General features: G+C 68.8%; 18 protein-coding genes. 12 read left to right on the plus strand and 6 right to left on the minus strand.

Going from position 1 to position 17,472, the window contains the following annotated elements:
* Positions 1 to 34: 34 nt before the first annotated feature.
* The 4 genes from JOD60_RS12440 to JOD60_RS12455 all read left to right on the plus strand — a co-directional run bounded on the left by JOD60_RS12440 (position 35) and on the right by JOD60_RS12455 (position 3,666).
* Positions 35 to 1,069: an LLM class flavin-dependent oxidoreductase gene (locus JOD60_RS12440; RefSeq protein WP_076690895.1), complete on the plus strand. Its 1,035-nt coding sequence runs from the start codon at positions 35 to 37 to the stop codon at positions 1,067 to 1,069.
* A 13-nt stretch (positions 1,070 to 1,082) separates the two neighbouring features.
* Positions 1,083 to 2,459 carry an MFS transporter gene (locus JOD60_RS12445; protein ID WP_076690897.1) on the plus strand — a complete coding sequence of 459 codons (1,377 nt, stop codon included), beginning with the start codon at positions 1,083 to 1,085 and terminating at the stop codon, positions 2,457 to 2,459.
* A 59-nt stretch (positions 2,460 to 2,518) separates the two neighbouring features.
* A complete protein-coding gene (locus JOD60_RS12450; protein ID WP_076690898.1) occupies positions 2,519 to 3,280 on the plus strand; it encodes an SGNH/GDSL hydrolase family protein in 762 nt (253 codons plus the stop codon).
* Positions 3,281 to 3,405: 125 nt separating this feature from the next.
* Complete coding sequence (locus tag JOD60_RS12455; protein WP_076690899.1) at positions 3,406 to 3,666, plus strand: DUF6458 family protein; 261 nt, start codon at positions 3,406 to 3,408, stop codon at positions 3,664 to 3,666.
* Between the two features lie 7 nt (positions 3,667 to 3,673).
* On the opposite strand, the gene JOD60_RS12460 is transcribed toward JOD60_RS12455, so the two are convergent.
* Positions 3,674 to 4,930 (minus strand): MFS transporter, encoded by a 1,257-nt coding sequence (locus JOD60_RS12460; protein WP_198159188.1) that lies wholly within the window; start codon positions 4,928 to 4,930, stop codon positions 3,674 to 3,676.
* A 408-nt stretch (positions 4,931 to 5,338) separates the two neighbouring features.
* Here JOD60_RS12460 and JOD60_RS12465 point away from each other — a divergent pair, with 408 nt between their 5' ends.
* Positions 5,339 to 5,725 carry an ArsR/SmtB family transcription factor gene (locus JOD60_RS12465; protein WP_076690901.1) on the plus strand — a complete coding sequence of 129 codons (387 nt, stop codon included), beginning with the start codon at positions 5,339 to 5,341 and terminating at the stop codon, positions 5,723 to 5,725.
* Positions 5,718 to 6,956 carry an MFS transporter gene (locus JOD60_RS12470; RefSeq protein ID WP_076690903.1) on the plus strand — a complete coding sequence of 413 codons (1,239 nt, stop codon included), beginning with the start codon at positions 5,718 to 5,720 and terminating at the stop codon, positions 6,954 to 6,956. The genes JOD60_RS12465 and JOD60_RS12470 overlap by 8 nt, the downstream gene beginning before the upstream one ends.
* Positions 6,957 to 6,969: 13 nt before the next feature.
* Here the strand turns inward: JOD60_RS12470 and JOD60_RS12475 are convergent, their stop codons facing one another.
* The 3 genes from JOD60_RS12475 to JOD60_RS12485 all read right to left on the minus strand — a co-directional run bounded on the left by JOD60_RS12475 (position 6,970) and on the right by JOD60_RS12485 (position 9,879).
* Complete coding sequence (locus JOD60_RS12475) at positions 6,970 to 8,388, minus strand: site-specific integrase (RefSeq protein ID WP_076690904.1); 1,419 nt, start codon at positions 8,386 to 8,388, stop codon at positions 6,970 to 6,972.
* A 112-nt stretch (positions 8,389 to 8,500) separates the two neighbouring features.
* On the minus strand, positions 8,501 to 8,842 hold the full coding sequence (locus tag JOD60_RS12480) for a helix-turn-helix domain-containing protein (protein ID WP_076690905.1): 342 nt from the start codon (positions 8,840 to 8,842) through the stop codon (positions 8,501 to 8,503).
* A complete protein-coding gene (locus JOD60_RS12485; RefSeq protein ID WP_198159049.1) occupies positions 8,839 to 9,879 on the minus strand; it encodes a tyrosine-type recombinase/integrase in 1,041 nt (346 codons plus the stop codon). Before JOD60_RS12485 ends, JOD60_RS12480 begins: the two co-directional genes overlap by 4 nt.
* A gap of 526 nt (positions 9,880 to 10,405) precedes the next feature.
* Between JOD60_RS12485 and JOD60_RS12490 the strand changes: the two genes are divergently transcribed.
* On the plus strand, positions 10,406 to 11,713 hold the full coding sequence (locus tag JOD60_RS12490; RefSeq protein WP_076690907.1) for an HNH endonuclease signature motif containing protein: 1,308 nt from the start codon (positions 10,406 to 10,408) through the stop codon (positions 11,711 to 11,713).
* A gap of 90 nt (positions 11,714 to 11,803) precedes the next feature.
* Here the strand turns inward: JOD60_RS12490 and JOD60_RS12495 are convergent, their stop codons facing one another.
* On the minus strand, positions 11,804 to 12,517 hold the full coding sequence (locus tag JOD60_RS12495; RefSeq protein ID WP_157127947.1) for a hypothetical protein: 714 nt from the start codon (positions 12,515 to 12,517) through the stop codon (positions 11,804 to 11,806).
* On the opposite strand from JOD60_RS12495, the gene JOD60_RS12500 reads away from it, so the two are divergent.
* Positions 12,501 to 13,421 carry an AEC family transporter gene (locus tag JOD60_RS12500; protein ID WP_076690908.1) on the plus strand — a complete coding sequence of 307 codons (921 nt, stop codon included), beginning with the start codon at positions 12,501 to 12,503 and terminating at the stop codon, positions 13,419 to 13,421. The two genes, JOD60_RS12495 and JOD60_RS12500, sit on opposite strands and share 17 nt — an antisense overlap.
* Before the next feature lie 109 nt (positions 13,422 to 13,530).
* Positions 13,531 to 14,082 (plus strand): HdeD family acid-resistance protein, encoded by a 552-nt coding sequence (locus tag JOD60_RS12505; protein WP_076690914.1) that lies wholly within the window; start codon positions 13,531 to 13,533, stop codon positions 14,080 to 14,082.
* A gap of 75 nt (positions 14,083 to 14,157) precedes the next feature.
* On the opposite strand, the gene JOD60_RS12510 is transcribed toward JOD60_RS12505, so the two are convergent.
* On the minus strand, positions 14,158 to 14,922 hold the full coding sequence (locus tag JOD60_RS12510) for an SDR family oxidoreductase (RefSeq protein WP_076690916.1): 765 nt from the start codon (positions 14,920 to 14,922) through the stop codon (positions 14,158 to 14,160).
* A gap of 123 nt (positions 14,923 to 15,045) precedes the next feature.
* Here JOD60_RS12510 and JOD60_RS12515 point away from each other — a divergent pair, with 123 nt between their 5' ends.
* Genes JOD60_RS12515 through JOD60_RS12525 form a run of 3 tightly spaced genes read left to right on the plus strand, consistent with a single transcriptional unit; the run spans position 15,046 to position 17,386 of the window.
* Positions 15,046 to 15,528, plus strand: a complete 483-nt coding sequence (locus JOD60_RS12515; protein ID WP_076690917.1) for an NfeD family protein — start codon at positions 15,046 to 15,048, stop codon at positions 15,526 to 15,528.
* Positions 15,528 to 16,616, plus strand: a complete 1,089-nt coding sequence (locus JOD60_RS12520; RefSeq protein ID WP_076690918.1) for an SPFH domain-containing protein — start codon at positions 15,528 to 15,530, stop codon at positions 16,614 to 16,616. Before JOD60_RS12515 ends, JOD60_RS12520 begins: the two co-directional genes overlap by 1 nt.
* Positions 16,613 to 17,386: a glycerophosphodiester phosphodiesterase family protein gene (locus JOD60_RS12525; RefSeq protein ID WP_076690919.1), complete on the plus strand. Its 774-nt coding sequence runs from the start codon at positions 16,613 to 16,615 to the stop codon at positions 17,384 to 17,386. Before JOD60_RS12520 ends, JOD60_RS12525 begins: the two co-directional genes overlap by 4 nt.
* Positions 17,387 to 17,472: the final 86 nt, after the last annotated feature.

The following is a 17,472-nucleotide window of genomic DNA, read 5'->3' on the forward strand; positions in this document are numbered from 1 at the left end:
GAATGCCGGGGGATGGGACGGAGTTTGCATTCACATGCATGAAGTAGAACTCGGGCTCGACACCTTCGGCGACATCACGATCGGCGAGGACGGCGAACGTCTCAGCGACGCGCAGACCATCCGGGACATCGTCGATCAGGCGGTCGTGGCCGACGAAGTAGGGCTGTCGTTCTTCGGGGTCGGGGAACACCACCGGCACGAGTTCGCGGTGTCCAGCCCCGAGATCGTGCTGGCCGCAGCGGCGGCACGCACCGAGAGGATCCATCTCGGGACGGCTGTCACGGTGCTCTCCAGCGACGACCCCGTGCGCCTGTACGAGCGGTTCGCGACGCTCGACGCGATCTCGCGCGGGCGCGCCGAGGTCATCCTCGGGCGCGGGTCGTTCATCGAGTCGTTCCCGCTGTTCGGCTACGACCTGCGCGACTACGACGTGCTGTTCGAGGAGAAGCTCGACCTGTTCTCGCAGCTGCTGCGCGAGCAGCCGGTCACCTGGCAGGGCACGACCCGCGCGTCGCTGGATGCCGCCGACGTGTACCCGAAGACGGAGCACGGCATCACCGCGTGGGTCGGGGTCGGCGGATCACCCGAGTCTGTCGTGCGCACGGCCCGATACGGCTACGGCCTCATGCTGGCGATCATCGGCGGCTCGGCGGCGCGCTTCCGCCCGTACGTCGACCTGTACCACCGGTCGCTCGAGTCCTTCGGACACGAGCGGATGCCGGTGGGCGTGCACTCACCCGGACACATCGCCGACACCGACGCCCAGGCGTGGGACGAGCTGTACCCCGCGATGGAGGCGAACCGCAACGCGATCGGCGCGGAGCGGGGCTGGCCGCCGTACAGCCGCCTGCAGTTCCAGCAGGACGTCGGTCCCGAGGGCGCGATCTACGCCGGATCGCCCGAGACGGTGGCGCGGAAGATCGCGCAGACGGTGAAGACGCTCGGGGCCGAGCGGTTCGACCTGAAGTACGCCAACGGCACCCTCTCGCACGGCAGGATGCTGCGGTCGATCGAGCTGTACGGCACGCGGGTCGCGCCGATGGTGCGGGAGATGCTCGCGGCATCCTGAGTAGCATTCAGGCATGACGGATGCCGCCACCACCGCGCCGGACGCCTCGGTCGCCGCGCGCCTGGACGCCCTCCCGTTCACGCGTCGGCACCTGAAGGTGCTGACCGGATCGGGGCTCGGATGGGCGCTGGACGCGATGGACGTCGGGCTGGTCTCGTTCGTGCTGACGGCGCTCATCGCCCAGTGGTCGCTGACGGGGGAGCAGGCGTCGTGGATCGCGTCGGCGGGCTTCGTGGGGATGGCGGTCGGGGCGAGCCTCGGGGGCCTGCTGGCCGACCGGTTCGGACGCCGCTCGGTGTTCGCCCTCACCCTGCTCGTCTACGGCCTCGCCACCGGCGCCAGCGCCCTCGCCGGCGGCGTGGCGGCGCTCATCGCGCTGCGTGTCGTGGTCGGTCTCGGGCTCGGCGCGGAGCTGCCGGTGGCGAGCACCTATGTCAGCGAACTGGCGCCGGCGCGCATGCGCGGGCGGCTCATCGTGATCCTCGAGGCGTTCTGGGCGATCGGGTGGACCGCGGCGGCGCTCATCGGGTTCTTCGTGATCCCCGCCTCGGCCGACGGGTGGCGGTGGGCGTTCGCGCTGGGGGCGATCCCCGCCCTGTACGCCCTGATCGTGCGGTGGGGGCTGCCCGAGTCGCCGCGGTGGCTCGCGCAGCGGGGTCGTGACGCCGAAGCGTCCGAGGTCGTGGCCGGGTTCGAGTCCTCGCCGGCGCTGGGTGAGAGCCGTCGGCACCGCACAGCGCCGGCTGCTCCGGCCCTCCCGGCGGCGCCCGCACCGGCAGCGACGTCGGCGCGTCAGCGTCTCGCGAGGCTGTGGTCCGCCGAGCTCCGGGTGCGCACGGCCGCGCTGTGGACGGTGTGGTTCTGCGTCAACTTCGCGTACTACGGGGCCTTCATCTGGATCCCGACGATCCTGTTCGCCCAGGGATACGACCTCGTGAAGTCCTTCGGGTTCACGCTCATCATCACCCTCGCTCAACTGCCCGGCTACGCCGTCGCGGCGTGGCTCATCGAAGTGTGGGGACGCCGCGCGACGCTCTCGGTGTTCCTCGCCGGCTCGGCGATCGCCGCGGTCCTGTTCGGCACGGCGTCCGGCGAGGGCGCGATCATCGCGACGGGCATGGCCCTGTCGTTCTTCAATCTCGGCGCGTGGGGCGCGCTGTACGCCGTGACGCCCGAGACCTACCCGACGTCGCTGCGCGGCACGGGGGCGGGCTGGGCCGCCGGCGTCGGGCGTATCGCCTCGATCGTCGCCCCGCTGAGCGTCCCGCCGCTGCTGGCCGCGGGCGGTGCGCCGCTGCTGTTCGTGATCTTCGCCGCCTTCTTCGTGCTCGCCGCGGCCGCCGCGTGGGGTCTCGCCGAACACCGCGGTGCCGCCCTCGACGATCGCTGAGCCGTGTCGGGACGGTCGGGCCGTCGGGACGGTCGCGCCGTCGGTCATAGGCTGGGGGGATGGCATCCGTACGCTTCGTCGCGATCGGCGACTCGTTCACCGAGGGCGTCGGCGATGAGCTTCCCGACGGGGTCGTGCGGGGCTGGGCCGACCTCACCGCCGCCGGCTGGGCGGACTCACTGGGCGAGCCGATCCAGTACGCCAACCTCGCGATCCGGGGCAAGCTCGTATGGCCGATCGTCGAGCAGCAGCTCGAGCCGGCGCTGGCGCTGAAGCCGACCCACCTGTCGTTCAACGGCGGCGGCAACGACATGCTGCGCCCCCGGACGTCGATCTCGCACATCGCAGACGCGTTCAGCCAGGTGCTGCGCCGCTGCGAGGAGGAGGGTGTGCAGCTCATCCTGCTGTCGGGTGCGAACCCCTCGGCGCAGCTGCCGCTGAGCCGCGTGATCCAGCGGCGCGGCGACCTGATGTCCGCGGCCGTCGTGGCGCGGATGGGGGAGCGGGATGATGTCGTGCGCGCCCTCAACTGGCCCGACGTCGAGCTGTCCGACCCGTCGTACTGGTCGGAGGACCGCCTGCACATGAACGCGCGCGGTCACCATCGCGTCGCCGCACGCGTGCTCGAGGCGCTCGGGCAGCGGGTTCCGGAGGGGTGGTGGTCGCTGCCGGAACTGCCGGATGCCGTGCGCCTCGCCCGCGGCGAGTACTTCCGCGAGCACCTGGGGCCGTGGTTCCGTCGCCGCCTCACCGGCACCTCCTCGGGCGACGGCCGCGAGCCGAAGTTCGGCGGTCAGTGGATCGAGGTCTCCCCGCGCTGACCGCGCCGCACGGATCCAGGACCAGCACACCCGGCATCCGTCTGTCAAGGGTGTGGGCGGCATGGGCCGCGGTCCGCCAAGATGTCGGATGACCCTCAGACCCGACCCGGGAAGGAATCCCACTCATGAGCATCGGTGCTGGAATCGCCCTCATCGTTATCGGAGCGATCCTCGTGTTCGCGATCAACGTCGACACGAGTCAATTCGTCGATCTCGACATGATCGGCTACATCATGATGGCCGCGGGTGCGGTCGTGTTGCTACTGGGCCTGGTCTTCCTGTTCCGCCGCCGCTCCACCGAGCAGGTGACGCGGACGGTCGACCCCGCCGTGGGGGAGCGGGTCACCCGCACCGAGTCGCGCACCTCGGGCGACGGCACCGTCTGAGAGTCGGTCAGCGGTCGCGGCGAGGCGTCCGCGGCTGATCCATGCCGAGCAGCACCCGTGTCTTGCGGCGCTCGATCACGATGAAGGTCCAGCCGAGCACCCACAGCGGCACCATCGTGAGGAAGGCGATGCGGAACGCATCGAGGCGGTAGGTGTCGGGCGTGCCCGCGCCCTGCAGGTCCAGCGCGAGGCCGATCGCGAAGATCGCGATGAGGGCGGCGAGGAATCCGCCGACGTTGGTGATGCCCGTCGCCGTCGATAGGCGGTGCGCGGGGTTGTGGGTGCGCGCGTGGTCGAAGGCGATCATCGACGCCGGGCCGCCCATCGCGAGCCCGAACGCCAGCACGTACAGCAGCCACAGGGGGGCGGGTCCGGGCCAGGCGATGACGGCGATCCACACGACGAACTGCGTCGCGATCGCCGGCAGGACGAGCGCGCGTGAGCGCAGGTGCGGGATGCGGCGCGACAGGTCGCCCATGACGGGGCCGAGCACCATGCTGATCAGGACGTAGGTCGACAGCACCGCCGCGGCCTGCGTTTTGGCCAGGCCCTCACCCGCCGTGAGGAAGGGCATGCCCCACAGCAGCACGAAGGCCGTGCCGGCGAAGGGCGTCGTGAAGTGCGACCAGAAGGCGAGACGTGTGCCCGGATGGGCCCAGGCGGCGCGGATGCCGACGCCGGTGTCCATCGACGAACGCACGACGCGGATGGCACCGGTGTTCGTGTCGACGGTGACGTCAGCGCCGAGCTGGGGCGGGTGGTTGCGGATGAACACGAACACGAGGATGGCGAACAGCACGCACAGGCCCGCGATGCCGCCGAAGACGATCTCCCAGCTCGTGGCGTGCAGGAGGGCGGCCAGCGGAGCCAGGGCGAGCAGCTGGCCGGCCTGGCCGACGAGCCCCGTCAACTGGCTCATCAGCGGACCGCGCTGGGTGGGGAACCACGTGGCGATGAGGCGCAGCACGCCCGGGAACACGGCCGCGTCGCCGGCGCCGAGGAGCGTGCGCGCGAAGATGGCGACGCCGACACTGGGGGAGAAGGCGAGCGTGAGCTGGCCGAGCGCCATCAGCACCATGCCGATCGCCATGATCGGGCGGGCGCCGTAGCGGTCGAGGAGCAGGCCGACGGGGATCTGCATGCCGCCGTAGACCGCGAGCTGGACCACCGCGAACATCGACAGGGTCGCGGCATCCGCGCCGAACCGCTCCGCCGTGTCGACGCCGACCGCCGACAGCGAGCTGCGGTTGACGACGGCGAGCATGTACGCCGTGACCCCGACGCCCCAGATGAACCATGCCTGCCAGTTCGGTCCGGGGGAGGATCTGGTCAGGCGCACCCCTCCAAGGCTACCCGCGGTACGGATGCCGGGCCGCACCGGCGCTGTCAGGTCGACGCCGCGACGCGCATTACGTGTGGACGCGCCGCGCGCGCTGACAGCACCGCTCAGCGTGCTCGGCGGTCACCGAGTGCGCCCGTTGTCGCCGAGCGCGCCCCGTATCGACGCCGGAAGCAGACCCTTTCGGCGGGAACGAGCCCACTCGGCGTGAGGGGAGGCTCAGGGAGGGGGCTTTCCCACCTTGATGGTGAAGTCAGTTACTCGTTCTTCCAGAACTCTCTGACTTGTCCGCCTGGATTGGCGGTTTGGCGTCGTTAATGCAACTATTTGCGTATGAATGCAGATAACAAATGTGGGCTGTCGCCGGATAGTCAGTACGTTGAGCTCGCCGTCGAGGTGTTCTCGATGCTCGCGGATGCCACTCGCATTCGGATCATCCTCGCGTTGCGCGATGAGGAGCTGTCGGTCAACCATCTCGCGGACATCGTCGACAAGTCTCCGGCGGCCGTTTCGCAGCACCTCGCGAAGCTGCGCCTGGCTCGGATCGTGGCGACTCGGCAGGAGGGCACTCGGGTGTTCTATCGGCTCGCGAATGAGCACGCTCGTCAGCTGGTCGCCGACGCCATCTTCCAGGCCGAGCACGCGCTCGATCAGAACCCGGCGCACCATCGCGCTGCGATGCCGGCCGCTGCGCCGGTGAGGAGCATCACTGGTGCTTGAGGTTCTCCGGAGCCCGTCGTACGCGAAGCTCTTCTGCGCTCAGGTCGTCGCTCTCCTTGGCACGGGGCTACTGACGATTGCGCTCGGGTTGCTCGCGTTCGACATCGCCGGTGGTGACGCCGGCGTCGTTCTCGGCACAGCGCTCACGATCAAGATGCTGGCGTACGTCGGCGTCGCCCCGGTAGTCGCTGCGCTCACTGGTCACCTGCCGCGCAAGCACGTCCTCATCGCAGCTGATGTGCTTCGTGCTGCGGTCGCGATCAGTCTCCCGTTCGTTACCGAAGCGTGGCAGATCTTCATCCTCATCTTCGTCTTGCAGGCCGCGTCAGCGACGTTCACGCCCGCCTTCCAGGCGGTGATTCCGGAAGTGCTCCCTGACGAGGGGCAGTACACGCGGGCCTTGTCCCTGTCACGTCTCGCGTACGACCTCGAAGCGTTGGTGAGTCCGATGCTCGCTGCGGCGCTGCTGACGGTCATCACCTACAACAACCTTTTCGTCGGCACCTTCCTCGGCTTCATCGGGTCCGCGGCGCTCGTGATCGCGACCAAGTTCCCGAAGATCGCCCCTGCCGAACCGGCTCCCTTCTTCGAACGGCTGACCAGCGGGGTGCGCGTGTTCTGGCGGACGCCGGAGTTGCGGAGCCTGCTCGCGATGAACCTCGTCGTGGCGACCTCGACGGCGATGGTCATCGTGAACACCGTGGTGCTCGTGCAGGGGCTCCTCGGGCGGCCCCAGACCGATGTCGCGCTCCTCTTGGCCGCCTACGGCGCCGGGTCCATGGTCGTGGCGCTCGGGCTGCCGAAGGTGCTCGACCGGATCCGTGATCTCAAGGTCATGCTCGCCGGCGCTATTGCGCTTCCGGTTGGGTTGGTCGCGGCGGCCATCTTCATCGGGATGCCTGCGTCGACTGGAACATGGGGCGCGCTCATCGCGACGTGGTTCTACCTCGGCGCGGCGACCTCGTTGCTGCTCACACCGTCGGCTCGACTGCTTCGGCGGGCATCCGACGTGGGGACTCGCCCGGCGGTGTTCGCTGCGCAGTTCTCGCTGTCGCATGCGTGCTTCATCATCACGTACCCCTTGGCGGGCACGCTCGGTGCTCTGCTCGGTCTCCCGGCTGTGGCCCTCGTCCTCGCCGCAATCGGCACCGCTGCCGCGGCCCTTGCCTGGCTTGGTGCTCGCCGGGCCTCCTCACCGGCAGGCAGCGAGCTCGCTCAGTCGGGCGCCTAGGTCTCAGCTGGGGTCAAGGTCGATGGGCGTGCTGTTTCGCGTCGACGTACCGCGCCATGTGGGATCCGGATCGCTCGGCATGCTGAGCGAGGGTCTTCGGCGAATACCCGAGCAAATCGGAAAGCGACGCTACGTCGATGAGTGCGGTGAGCTGTTTCAAGGTCGTGTTCCGGGTGCGCTGCGGGTCGATACCCAGCGTGTTGAGCCGCTGCTGCAGGGTGGGAACTGACAGGTGCCGGCCGGCACGGTAACCCGGGAACAGCCAGTCGGTGCCGGTGTTCGTGGTCATTCCGTCGCGGTCCTCGAGCTGTCGCCAGAACATGGGCGCGAGAGGTTCGGGGATCTCGCTCACGTTCACACCGAGCCGGATGAACATGCCGTCCGGGCGTAGCTCGAGCTGATCCGCTGTGAGTCTGACGATGCGGGTGAGCGGTGTCGCCCAAAGGAGGTGGATGAGTGCGGCGACTCTGGTGCTGAGCGCGACTTGTTCGAACTCGACCGCGTTGCGGATCGCTTGGATGCGCTGCGCCTGCGTGAGTGTGGGCAGGGTGATCGCCTTGCGCGGCGGGACGTAGAGCTTCCGTGATCCGCCACGACCGCGCGCGAACCAGCCGATGAAGTGCTTGATTTGGAAACGTGTCGTGACCGCACCATCCAGGTAGGCGTCGATGTCTTCCTGGTGGAATGTGGCGACGGTTCGCTCCCGGGCCTGTTCGACCCAGATGAGGAACTTGCCAGCCTCAGTGATCTGCTGTCGTGCGTTCCGGCAGGCGATGTCCATGTTCGCGACGCCGACGCGCTCACGTAGCCGGTTCAGGTGATGCCACCGGGCGTACTGCTCGATGATCGACGCCACGTCAGGATGGGGCTGCAGCTCACGTAGGCGGGCGTCGACCCAGCCTTCGAAGATCGCCAGGTGCCGATCCGCGGGGGCGACCATGAGGCGGTTGTGGATGAGGATTTCACGAAGGTGCTCCACCGAATGCCCGCGCGGCAATGCGTTGAACGCCTCCGGGGTGAGGTCGAGTTCTCTGTCGCCGATCTTCCTGAGCAACTCGTGGGCCTTCTCGCCTCGCATCCAGGTGTAGATGCTCTCAGGCCGTGTTGACTCGACGAACACTTGGATCAGTCGTTTGATGCGTAGATCTGGGGGAGTGGTGGGCTTGAGGAGCTCGGTCAGGTCGGCCTCGATGACGCAGCGGGCACATTGGCCGTTGCGGAACCGCTCGGCTTCGACGCCGCACCTGCCGCAGGTCATGTTGGTCGTGATGCCGGCGCAGTCTCGGCAGATCGGCTTGGCGTGCTCGTCGCGGCCCGGGAGCAGGCGGTCGTCGCCGCAGCCCGCGCACACCCCGTACGTGTGGGCCGCTTCCCTGAAGCAGATGCCGCAGATCGCTCCATCCGGCCAGCGGACGCGAATCTTGGCGCTCATGCGCCCGCACCGGTCGCAGTGCTTCTCGCCCTCGGATCGTGGTCGCCCGCGTGGCTCCGGCGGTGTGAGCGAGTTCAACGTAGCCGGCCGGACGCGGCCGTACTCGCGGGGTCTAGCCATCGTCTCGGGTGACGCGGGCGCGGACGGGCCGGTAGTTGCGCAGGTCGGGAACGCCTGGATCGCCGTTCGCGACGCGCTTCTGGCGGATGGTGCGGGCGTCTGCCGCGGTGAAGGTCACTAGATCGTTCACCTCGCAATGCAGGATGTCGCACAGCGCCACGAGAACCTTGAACGCGATCCGTTCCGGGTCCTGTGCCACCAAGCGGTAGACCTGCGAGGCCGACAATGTGATTCCTCGCTCGCGAAGCGGTTCGACGAGCTGGGTGCTGCTGGTGATGTGCTGTCTGGCCATCAGCTCGCGGATTCGCCACTGGTACTCGATCTCGCGTCTCATGATGCGCCCCGATTCTTCTTGCGGTTGGGTGGGAGCGGCGGCCGCGGCGGAAGCCTGAGCTTTCGCTTCGGCAAGGCGACCGCGGTGCCGGTCGCCTCGAGCATCTCCCGGTGCACTCGGGCGAGCTCGGCGATCTGGAAATCGGCCGCCGGGAGGGTGTAGATCGACGTTGTCGCAGCGTGCTCGTGTCCGAGCTGCATCTGGATGAACTTGATGTCGTACCGATAGGACGTGAGCAGATGCGTCGCATACGAACGGCGCAGCGAGTGGAAATCGAGTCCCGGAGGAAAGCCAAGCTCGTCGACGCAATCGCTGATCCGTTGCCAGAGGTGGTTCGCCGACACCACGCTGCCTGTGTTGGTGGGAAACAGATCAGTGAGCGGTTCGCCGTAGCGGGGGAGGACGTTGTTCGTCCAGTCCTCGGCGACCTCGGCGGCCCACTGCCACACCGTCAGCACGTTTCGCGGCTTGAACACCTGGCCGGCCTTCGCCTTCCCGAATCGCACGTGCAGGTTGCCGAAGTCGCCGAAGTAGGGTGTGCGAGCGTTCGCGGAGAAGTCAACGATCTGCAGCCGCCGGACCTCGGTGACGCGGAGCCCCCACCCGTACGCGATCTTGCAGGCCGCGGCGTCTCTGAGCACCGTCAGGGCGCCGCTGCGCCCGGACTCGAGCACGCGCACGTACTCCACGTCGAGGAGGTCGAAGAGCTGCTGGAGCTCGTCCTCAGTGAATGCCCGCTTCTCGGGTTTGGCCTCGTTGGTCTGTGAGTGCGTGATCCGGTTGAATTCGTTGACGACCTGCGAGAAAACCTGGCCGAACATCTGAGCCGAGCGCACGCTCCAGTCGTACGCCGGGCTCGTCGCGAAGTCGCAGAATGCCTCGATCATGCCCTGATACGCGCGCAGCGTGGACTGTGCCAACCCTCGAACCGAACGAAGATGATCGAACCAGTCGGTCGCGTCGCCCACGTTCCACTCCCAGGGGAACTTGCCCGCCGAGTCACACAGGCGGAACACCACCGAACGACTCGTGCGCACGTAGCCTGCCTTGATGCCGCGCGAGCACAACGACGCCGCCCACGCGTCAAGAACCTCTTCGAGGAAGACGTCAGGGTCTGGAGCAGCCCCGGGAACAGGCAGGAATGAAAGCGTCCCGCCGCCATCAGAACCCACCATCGGACACCACCGCCTCGCCTGCGAATATTGCAGGATTCCTGCAGAAATCGCAATGGGTGGATCCGGAAAACCAGATCAGAGGGTAAATCCAAAGGGATCGTCACCAGTTGAATTCCGACCGGCGTTGCTGGATGCGTGAGGCGCCCGAGAACGGAGTAATTCCTGGTCAAGCGCGATTAATGCAAGCGGGGAAGGGGATTAGCCGGTTCTCCAGATCCTGCAATTCCTGCAAGTTCTGGATTTACTGAGCTGACATAATGTGCATTATCAGCGTTACCCACCTGCGTCGCATCATGTGGGACGACGGCATCGCGTGAGGATCACCCACCGCCATCGGGCGCCTCCGATCGGCCCGTCGATGTCGGAGGCCCTCGTCACAATGGGTGGTATGGAAGAGGTGTTCGCGTCGGTCCCGAGCAGTGATGGTGACATCGCCGTGCTCGCGGAGATCGTCGCGGATGTCGAGGCGGTGCAGGCGCAGCTGACGGCCGCGCAAGTCGCCGAGATGCGCGCGCTCGCGCGTGCGGGCCGGCTCGCGGAGAAGCAGGCCGCCGGCTCCCGCGACACGGTGCGGGTGCATGACATGGCGTTGCGGTCGATCGCGGCGGAGCTCGGCGGGGCCGCGCGGGTCACCGATCGGACGATGCAGACCCGGATCGGTGAGGCCCGCCTGATCGTGGAGGGATACCCGGCCGCTCTCGCGGCGTGGGAGGCCGGGCGGATCACCCGCGGACACGTCCGCGCGATCGTCGACGCCGGAACGGTCGTCCCGGTGTCACGGCGCGGCGAGTACGAAGCCGCAGCAATCGAACGGTGCCTGCACGACACCCCGAACCGTGTCCGCCCCGGGCTGGAGATCCTCGCCGAACGCACCGCGGAACGCTCCTTCACCGACCGTCACCGGGACGCCGCGACCGGCCGGAAAGTCCGCCTCATCCCCGGACGGGACGGCATGTCCACGGTCATCGCCGACGTCCCCACCGTCATCGGCGACGGCATCCTCGACCGCCTCACCCAGCAAGCACAGACCATCATCGACACCCGCGACCACACCGGTCTCGATCCGGATGCGCGGGACCGCCGCAGCATCGACGAGGTCCGAGCCGACGTGTTCGCCGACCTCCTCCTCGCCGGCGCCCCCGCCCTCGACCCGACCGCGACCGGCGACGCCCCCGGAACCCTCGGCACCATCCGCGCGCACGTGCAGGTCATCGTCCCCGCCCTCACCCTCCTCGGCGCCGACGACGGACCCGCCGACCTCGTCGGACGCTCCCCCATCGACGCCGACACCGCACGCTGCCTCGCCGCGAACACCCCCACCTGGGCGCGCATACTCACCGAACCCGTCGACGGCACCGTCCTCGCCGTCGACCGCTACCGCACCCCCTGGCCCCAACGCCGCTTCCTCCAAGCCCGCGACCAGCACTGCCGATGGCCCGGATGCCGGCGCGCCGCCATCCGCTGCGAAATCGACCACACCATCGACGCCGCCAAAGGCGGCCCCACCGCCCTATGGAACCTCGCCCACCTCTGCCAACGACACCACTCGATGAAGCAGTTCACACCCTGGAAAGTCCGACAACTGTCGGGTGGGGTCCTGGAATGGACCTCGCCGACCGGACGGATCTACCGCGAAGACGCCCCCGCACCACCCGTCGCCTTCATCCCGGCATACACCGGCGACGCACCCTTCTGACCCGACGACCCGGCGCGCCACAGGAACGCATCGCCGCGCATACGCGACGCAGTCGCCGCAGTTCACTCGCCGAAGTTCGGCCCCGGACGTTCAGCCGTCGAACTCCGCCGACAGCACCAACGTGGTGTGATTGACGTTGCAGGCGACGGTGACGCGCCCGAGTGCGTCCTCAGTGCCGGCCATCGATTGACCCGGGACGCGGTCCGTCTCGGTGAGCGCCGTGGACATGCTCTCCAACTCGACCCGGATGCCGGAGGTCGACCCCGCGGCGAGCTCAGCCAACTCCTGCGTCGCGGCATCCACACGCGTCCGCCACTCCGTCTCATCGAACGCTCCGTAGTGGACGAACCCAGAGTCCGCGTTCGTCAGGGCGCTGTACACGTCCGCGAACGCCGTACAGTCGGCCTCGAGGGCACGGTCGTAGGCGAACTCCTCCGTGGAGAACGTCGGAGTCGCCGACCATGCCGTCTCCCCCGTCACCATGACGCTCAAGGTCTCACCGGTGGCGGGAAGGATCGGCCACGCCAGCTCCACCGGCTCGCCGCAGGTGCCGCCCAGCGGCGACTGGCGCAACGCCATCGAGTCCCCCAGTTCGACGGAGAACGGGTCGCTGCCGTCGCACTCGAAGGAGATGACGATCGATTTCGCGTCGTCCGGAATCGGGAACGCGACACCCGGGAACCCCGCCGACCCGACGCCGCTTACCCGGTCGGTCTCCGCTGCGACGGGCGCGGCGGTCTCCTGCCCACGCCGTTCCCGTCCGGGCCGAACGCAATAGGCTCGAAGGATGCTGGACACGCTCACCGGGTTCGTCGTGGTGGGCGTCGCGATCGCACTGGGCTGGATCCTCGGACGCATCGATCTGCTGGGTCCGCACGCGCGGCACGTGCTCAGCCGCCTCACCTTCTTCGTCCTCTCGCCGTGCCTGCTCTTCGTCGTGCTCGCGCAGGCCGACGTGCACACCCTCTTCTCCGCGCTCCTGCCCGTCTCCGCGATCGCAGCCGTCGCCGTGTTCATCGTCTACGCCGTCGTCGCCCGCTTCGTCTGGCGCCGGGGCGTCGCCGAGACCCTCATCGGAACACTGTCGGCGGGCCAGGTCAACTCCAACAACATCGGCATCCCCCTCTCGCTCTACCTGCTCGGCAGCGCCGCGTACCCCGCCCCGGTGATCCTGCTGCAGCTGCTCGTGTTTACCCCGGTCACGATGGCGATCTTCGAGGCGGTCACCAGCGGACAGCGCCGCGCGATTCCGATCCTTCGGCGCACCGTCACCAACCCGATCGTCGTCGGCTCCGTGCTCGGCGTCCTCGTCTCCCTCTCCGGCATCCGCCTCCCGCCGATCGCCCTCGATCCGCTCCAGCTCATCGCCGACGCCTGCGTGCCCGTGCTGCTGATCAGCTACGGCATCTCGCTGCACGGTCAGCGCATCCTCGGCCCCTCCGGGCGACGCCGCGACATCCTGCTCGCGTCGGCGCTCAAGCTCGCGGCCATGCCCCTCGTCGCCTGGGTCGTCGCCGCGTTCGTCTTCCACCTCTCGCCGCACGATGTCCTCATCGTCACGGTGCTCGCCGCGCTGCCGACCGCGCAGAACGTCTTCAACTACGCACAGCGCTTCGACGTCGGCGAGACGATCGCCCGCGACACCGTCTTCCTCACCACCGTCGGCTGCGTCCCGGTCCTCCTCCTGATCGTCACCCTGCTCGGGTGACCGCGGCGGGCCACTCCCCCCGCGTCCGGCCTCAATCCGCGTGGCGCGAGCGCATCGGCGCTACTCTGGATGTACTCCTTCACAGGAATCGACCAGAAAGGGCGACATCATGACCGCTGAACCCTCCCTCGAGAAGACCGCCACCAACGGCATCCGGATCGCTCTCGGTATCGGTGGCGTGCTCTCCGTCATCCTCGGCATCCTCATCGTGGTCTGGCCCGGCAAGACGGCGATGGTCGTGACCGCGATCATCGCGATCTACGCGATCATCGCCGGACTCGTGTACGCCGGTCTCGGCATCTTCAGCAAGCAAAGCGGCGTCTGGTCGCGCATCGGGCACATCGTGCTCGGCGTGCTGTTCGTCATCGCCGGCATCGTGGCCTTCTCGAACCTCGGCCTCACCGCCGTCGCGCTGGCCACGTTCCTCGGCATCCTCGTCGGCATCATGTGGATCATCGAGGGTGTCGTGGCACTGTCGACCCTCGGCGACGCCCCCTCCAAGGGATGGACGGTCTTCTTCGCCATCATCTCGATCATCGCCGGCGTTGTGCTGCTCTTCTCGCCGCTGTGGGGCGCCGTCGTCCTGTGGTGGCTGCTGGGCATCTGGGCGATCGTCCTCGGCATCATCCAGATCTTCCGCGCCTTCTCGTTCGGCAAGTAAGACGCACATCAACACGGCGCCCCGCGACCTTTTCGGTCGCGGGGCGCTGTGTTGGTGTGGGCGGATGCCGGGGACTCACTCCCCGCCGAACGAACTCACGTCGCCGACGAGACGCGTGTTGTCGGCCGGGATCGGCTCGACCGCCGCGAGAGCGACCTCCGCCGCGAACTCCGACACGTTGTAGAGCTTGCCGGCCGACTCCCGGCGCCCCGCGATCGCGCCGGGATTGGCGCGCTCGAGCAGCGTAGCGGTGATGGTGCCCTCGATCATGTCACCGGAGACGACGACGAACCCGACGCCCTGCTCGGCCAGCGCCGGGATGCGCTCGCGCAGCGCGTCCTCGCCGGCACGCTTGGACAGCGCGACCGGCTCGTACTCCGGCATCGTCGGGGTCGTGCGGATGAAGTGCGCCTGGTGGCTCGTGACGAACACGACGCGCCCGCCGTCGGGAAGGAGGGGAAGCGCGGCGTCGAGGACGTTCAGCTGCGCGTCGCGGTTGAGCACGAGGGCGTAGTCCTCCCCCATGCCGCTCTCCATGCCGCCGGACGCGTTCAGCACGAGCAGGTCGAGGGAGCCGAAGGTCTCCTCCACGGCCGCCATCATGGCGGCGACCGACGCCTCGTCGGTGAGGTCGGCGCCCACGACGAGCACCTCGACGCCCAGCTCTCGCAGCTGTGCGGCGAGCTTCTCGGCCCGCGGCGCCTTGTTGCGGAAGTTGATGACGACGTTCGCCCCGCCCTCGGCCAGGTAGCGCGCCGTGTCGGCGCCGATGCCGCGCGAGGAGCCGGTGACGAGCGCCGTCCTTCCGGTGAGAGTTCCGGCGGGAATGGGCTGGGTCATGAGCGGTCTCCTGCGGTGGATCGGGTCGCCCGCACAGTCGCGGCGATCCTCCGACCCTACCAACGGGCCGGTGCGGCCGACGGAATGTTAGTGTGCACGAAGAGGGCGCCGAAGGAGCACACCATGTTGCCGGATCTGACGCAGTACATGTGGATCGCCTGGCTCGTGCTCGCGCTGCTGTTCGTCATCATTGAGCTGCTGACACTCGAGTTCACCTTCCTCATGCTCGCCGCGGGCGCCCTCATCGGCGGCCTCGGCGTCAACCTCCTCGGCGGTGAGTGGTGGCTGCAGGTGCTCGCCGCTGCGGCCGTGTCGGCGCTGCTGCTATTCACCATCCGCCCGCTGCTGCTGCGCGCCCTGCATCGGTCCTCGCGGCTGCATCCGACCAACGTCGACGCGCTGTACGGCATGTCCGCGCGCGTGACGTCGCCGTTCGTCGACGGCCGCGGCTCCGTGCGGCTGGACAACGGCGAGCAGTGGACCGCGGAGATCCCCGATTCCGTCGCCGTGCCCGAACCGGGCTCGCGCGTCGTCGTCACCGCCGTCCGCGGCGCCACCGTCGAGGTCGCGCCCGCAGCCGTCACCCCGGAAAGGAGCACCGACTGATGGTCGACGTCGGAGCGTTCGTCGGACAGATCTTCGTGGTCGTCCTCCTCATCGTCATCGCGATCTTCGTGATCGTGGTGATCTTCCGCTCGATCCGCATCATTCCGCAGGCCTATTCGGGCGTCGTCGAGCGTCTGGGGCGCTATCAGCGCACCCTCTCCCCCGGCCTGAACCTGCTGGTGCCGTTCATCGACCGGCTGCGTCCCCTCGTCGACATGCGCGAGCAGGTCGTCTCGTTCCCGCCGCAGCCGGTGATCACCGAGGACAACCTCGTCGTCTCGATCGACACCGTCGTCTACTTCCAGGTGACGGATGCCCGGGCCGCGACCTATGAGATCGCGAACTACCTGAGCGCCGTCGAGCAGCTGACCACCACCACTCTCCGCAACGTCGTCGGCGGTCTCAACCTCGAAGAGGCGCTCACCAGTCGCGACAACATCAACGGCCAGCTGCGCGTCGTCCTCGACGAGGCCACCGGCAAGTGGGGCCTGCGCGTCTCGCGCGTGGAGCTGAAGGCGATCGATCCGCCCCACTCCATCCAGGACTCCATGGAGAAGCAGATGCGCGCCGAGCGCGACCGCCGCGCCGCCATCCTCACGGCGGAGGGGTCGAAGCAGTCGCAGATCCTGGAGGCCGAGGGCCGGCGCCAGGCGGCGATCCTCGGCGCCGAGGGCGACAAGCAGGCCGCGGTGCTGCGCGCGCAGGGCGAGGCGGAGGCCATCCAGATGGTCTTCCACGCGATCCACGCCGGCGCGCCCGACGAGAAGCTCCTGGCCTATCAGTACCTGCAGACGCTGCCGAAGATCGCCGAGAGCCCCTCCAGCAAGCTCTGGATCGTCCCCAGCGAGCTGACCCAGGCGCTGCAGGGCATCGGCGAAGCCTTCGCCGGCCGTGCGCCCGCCGGCCGCGCGCCGACATCCGGTGCCGACGGCGTCCCCGCTCCCGCCGGTCCCCCCGCCGCGCCCGCGGCGACGTCCGCACCGTCCGGCACTCTCAGCGAGGCGGCGAACGCCGCCGTGGCGGCCGCGCGCGAGGCGGCATCCGCTGCCGACGACATCGCGTCCGAGGCGACCGACCGCCTCTCGTGACGCACCCGTGGTTCTCGGCGAGCCCGGCGCCGCGCGTCCTCGCCCACCGCGGGTTCGTGCCGCCGGACGCTGACGGGGTCGTCGAGAACACCCTCGCCGCCTTCGCGGCCGCTCACGGCGCCGGGGCCGCCTACGTCGAGTCGGACTGCCATGTCACCTCCGACGGCGTCGTCGTGCTCTTCCACGACGACCATCTCACCCGTATCACTGGAGACCCCCGGCCCGTCGCCGACGTGCGCCACGCCGAGCTGTCGCGCATCATGGCCGACCGCGGCGGCCTGCTCACCGCCGCCGACGCCCTCGACGCGTTTCCGACGCTGCGCTTCAACCTCGACGTGAAAGTGGCCGCCGCCGCCCTGCCGCTCGGACGCATCATCGCACCGCACGCCGACCGGGTGCTCGTCACGAGCTTCTCCGACAGCCGCCGCCGCACCGCGCTGGAGGCCGCCCACCGCGCGGGAGGACGCCCCGCCACCTCGGCCGGGCAGGCGACGATCGTGCGGATGCTGGGCGCCGTCGCATCCGGTTCGCGTGTCCTCGTGCGGCGCGCACTGCGCGGAATCGACGCCGTCCAGGTGCCCGAGCGGCGCGGCGCGCTGCGCATCGTCACCCCCCGCCTGGTGCGGGCCGCGCACGCCGCCGGCGTCGAGGTGCACGTGTGGACCGTCAACGATCCGGCCGCGATGACGCGCCTGCTCGACCTCGGCGTCGACGGGCTCGTGAGCGATCGCGCCGACCTCGCCTTGCGCGCCGTCGCGGCCCGCCGCTGACACCGCGCAGGCAGCCCAGAAGCCCTGAGCATCCGCTGTGAAAGGCGCCCGCCCGGCATCCGTTCGGATGATGCACACAGGTGCGC

The organism is Microbacterium aurum, assembly GCF_016907815.1.
Taxonomy (GTDB): Bacteria; Actinomycetota; Actinomycetes; order Actinomycetales; family Microbacteriaceae; genus Microbacterium; species Microbacterium aurum.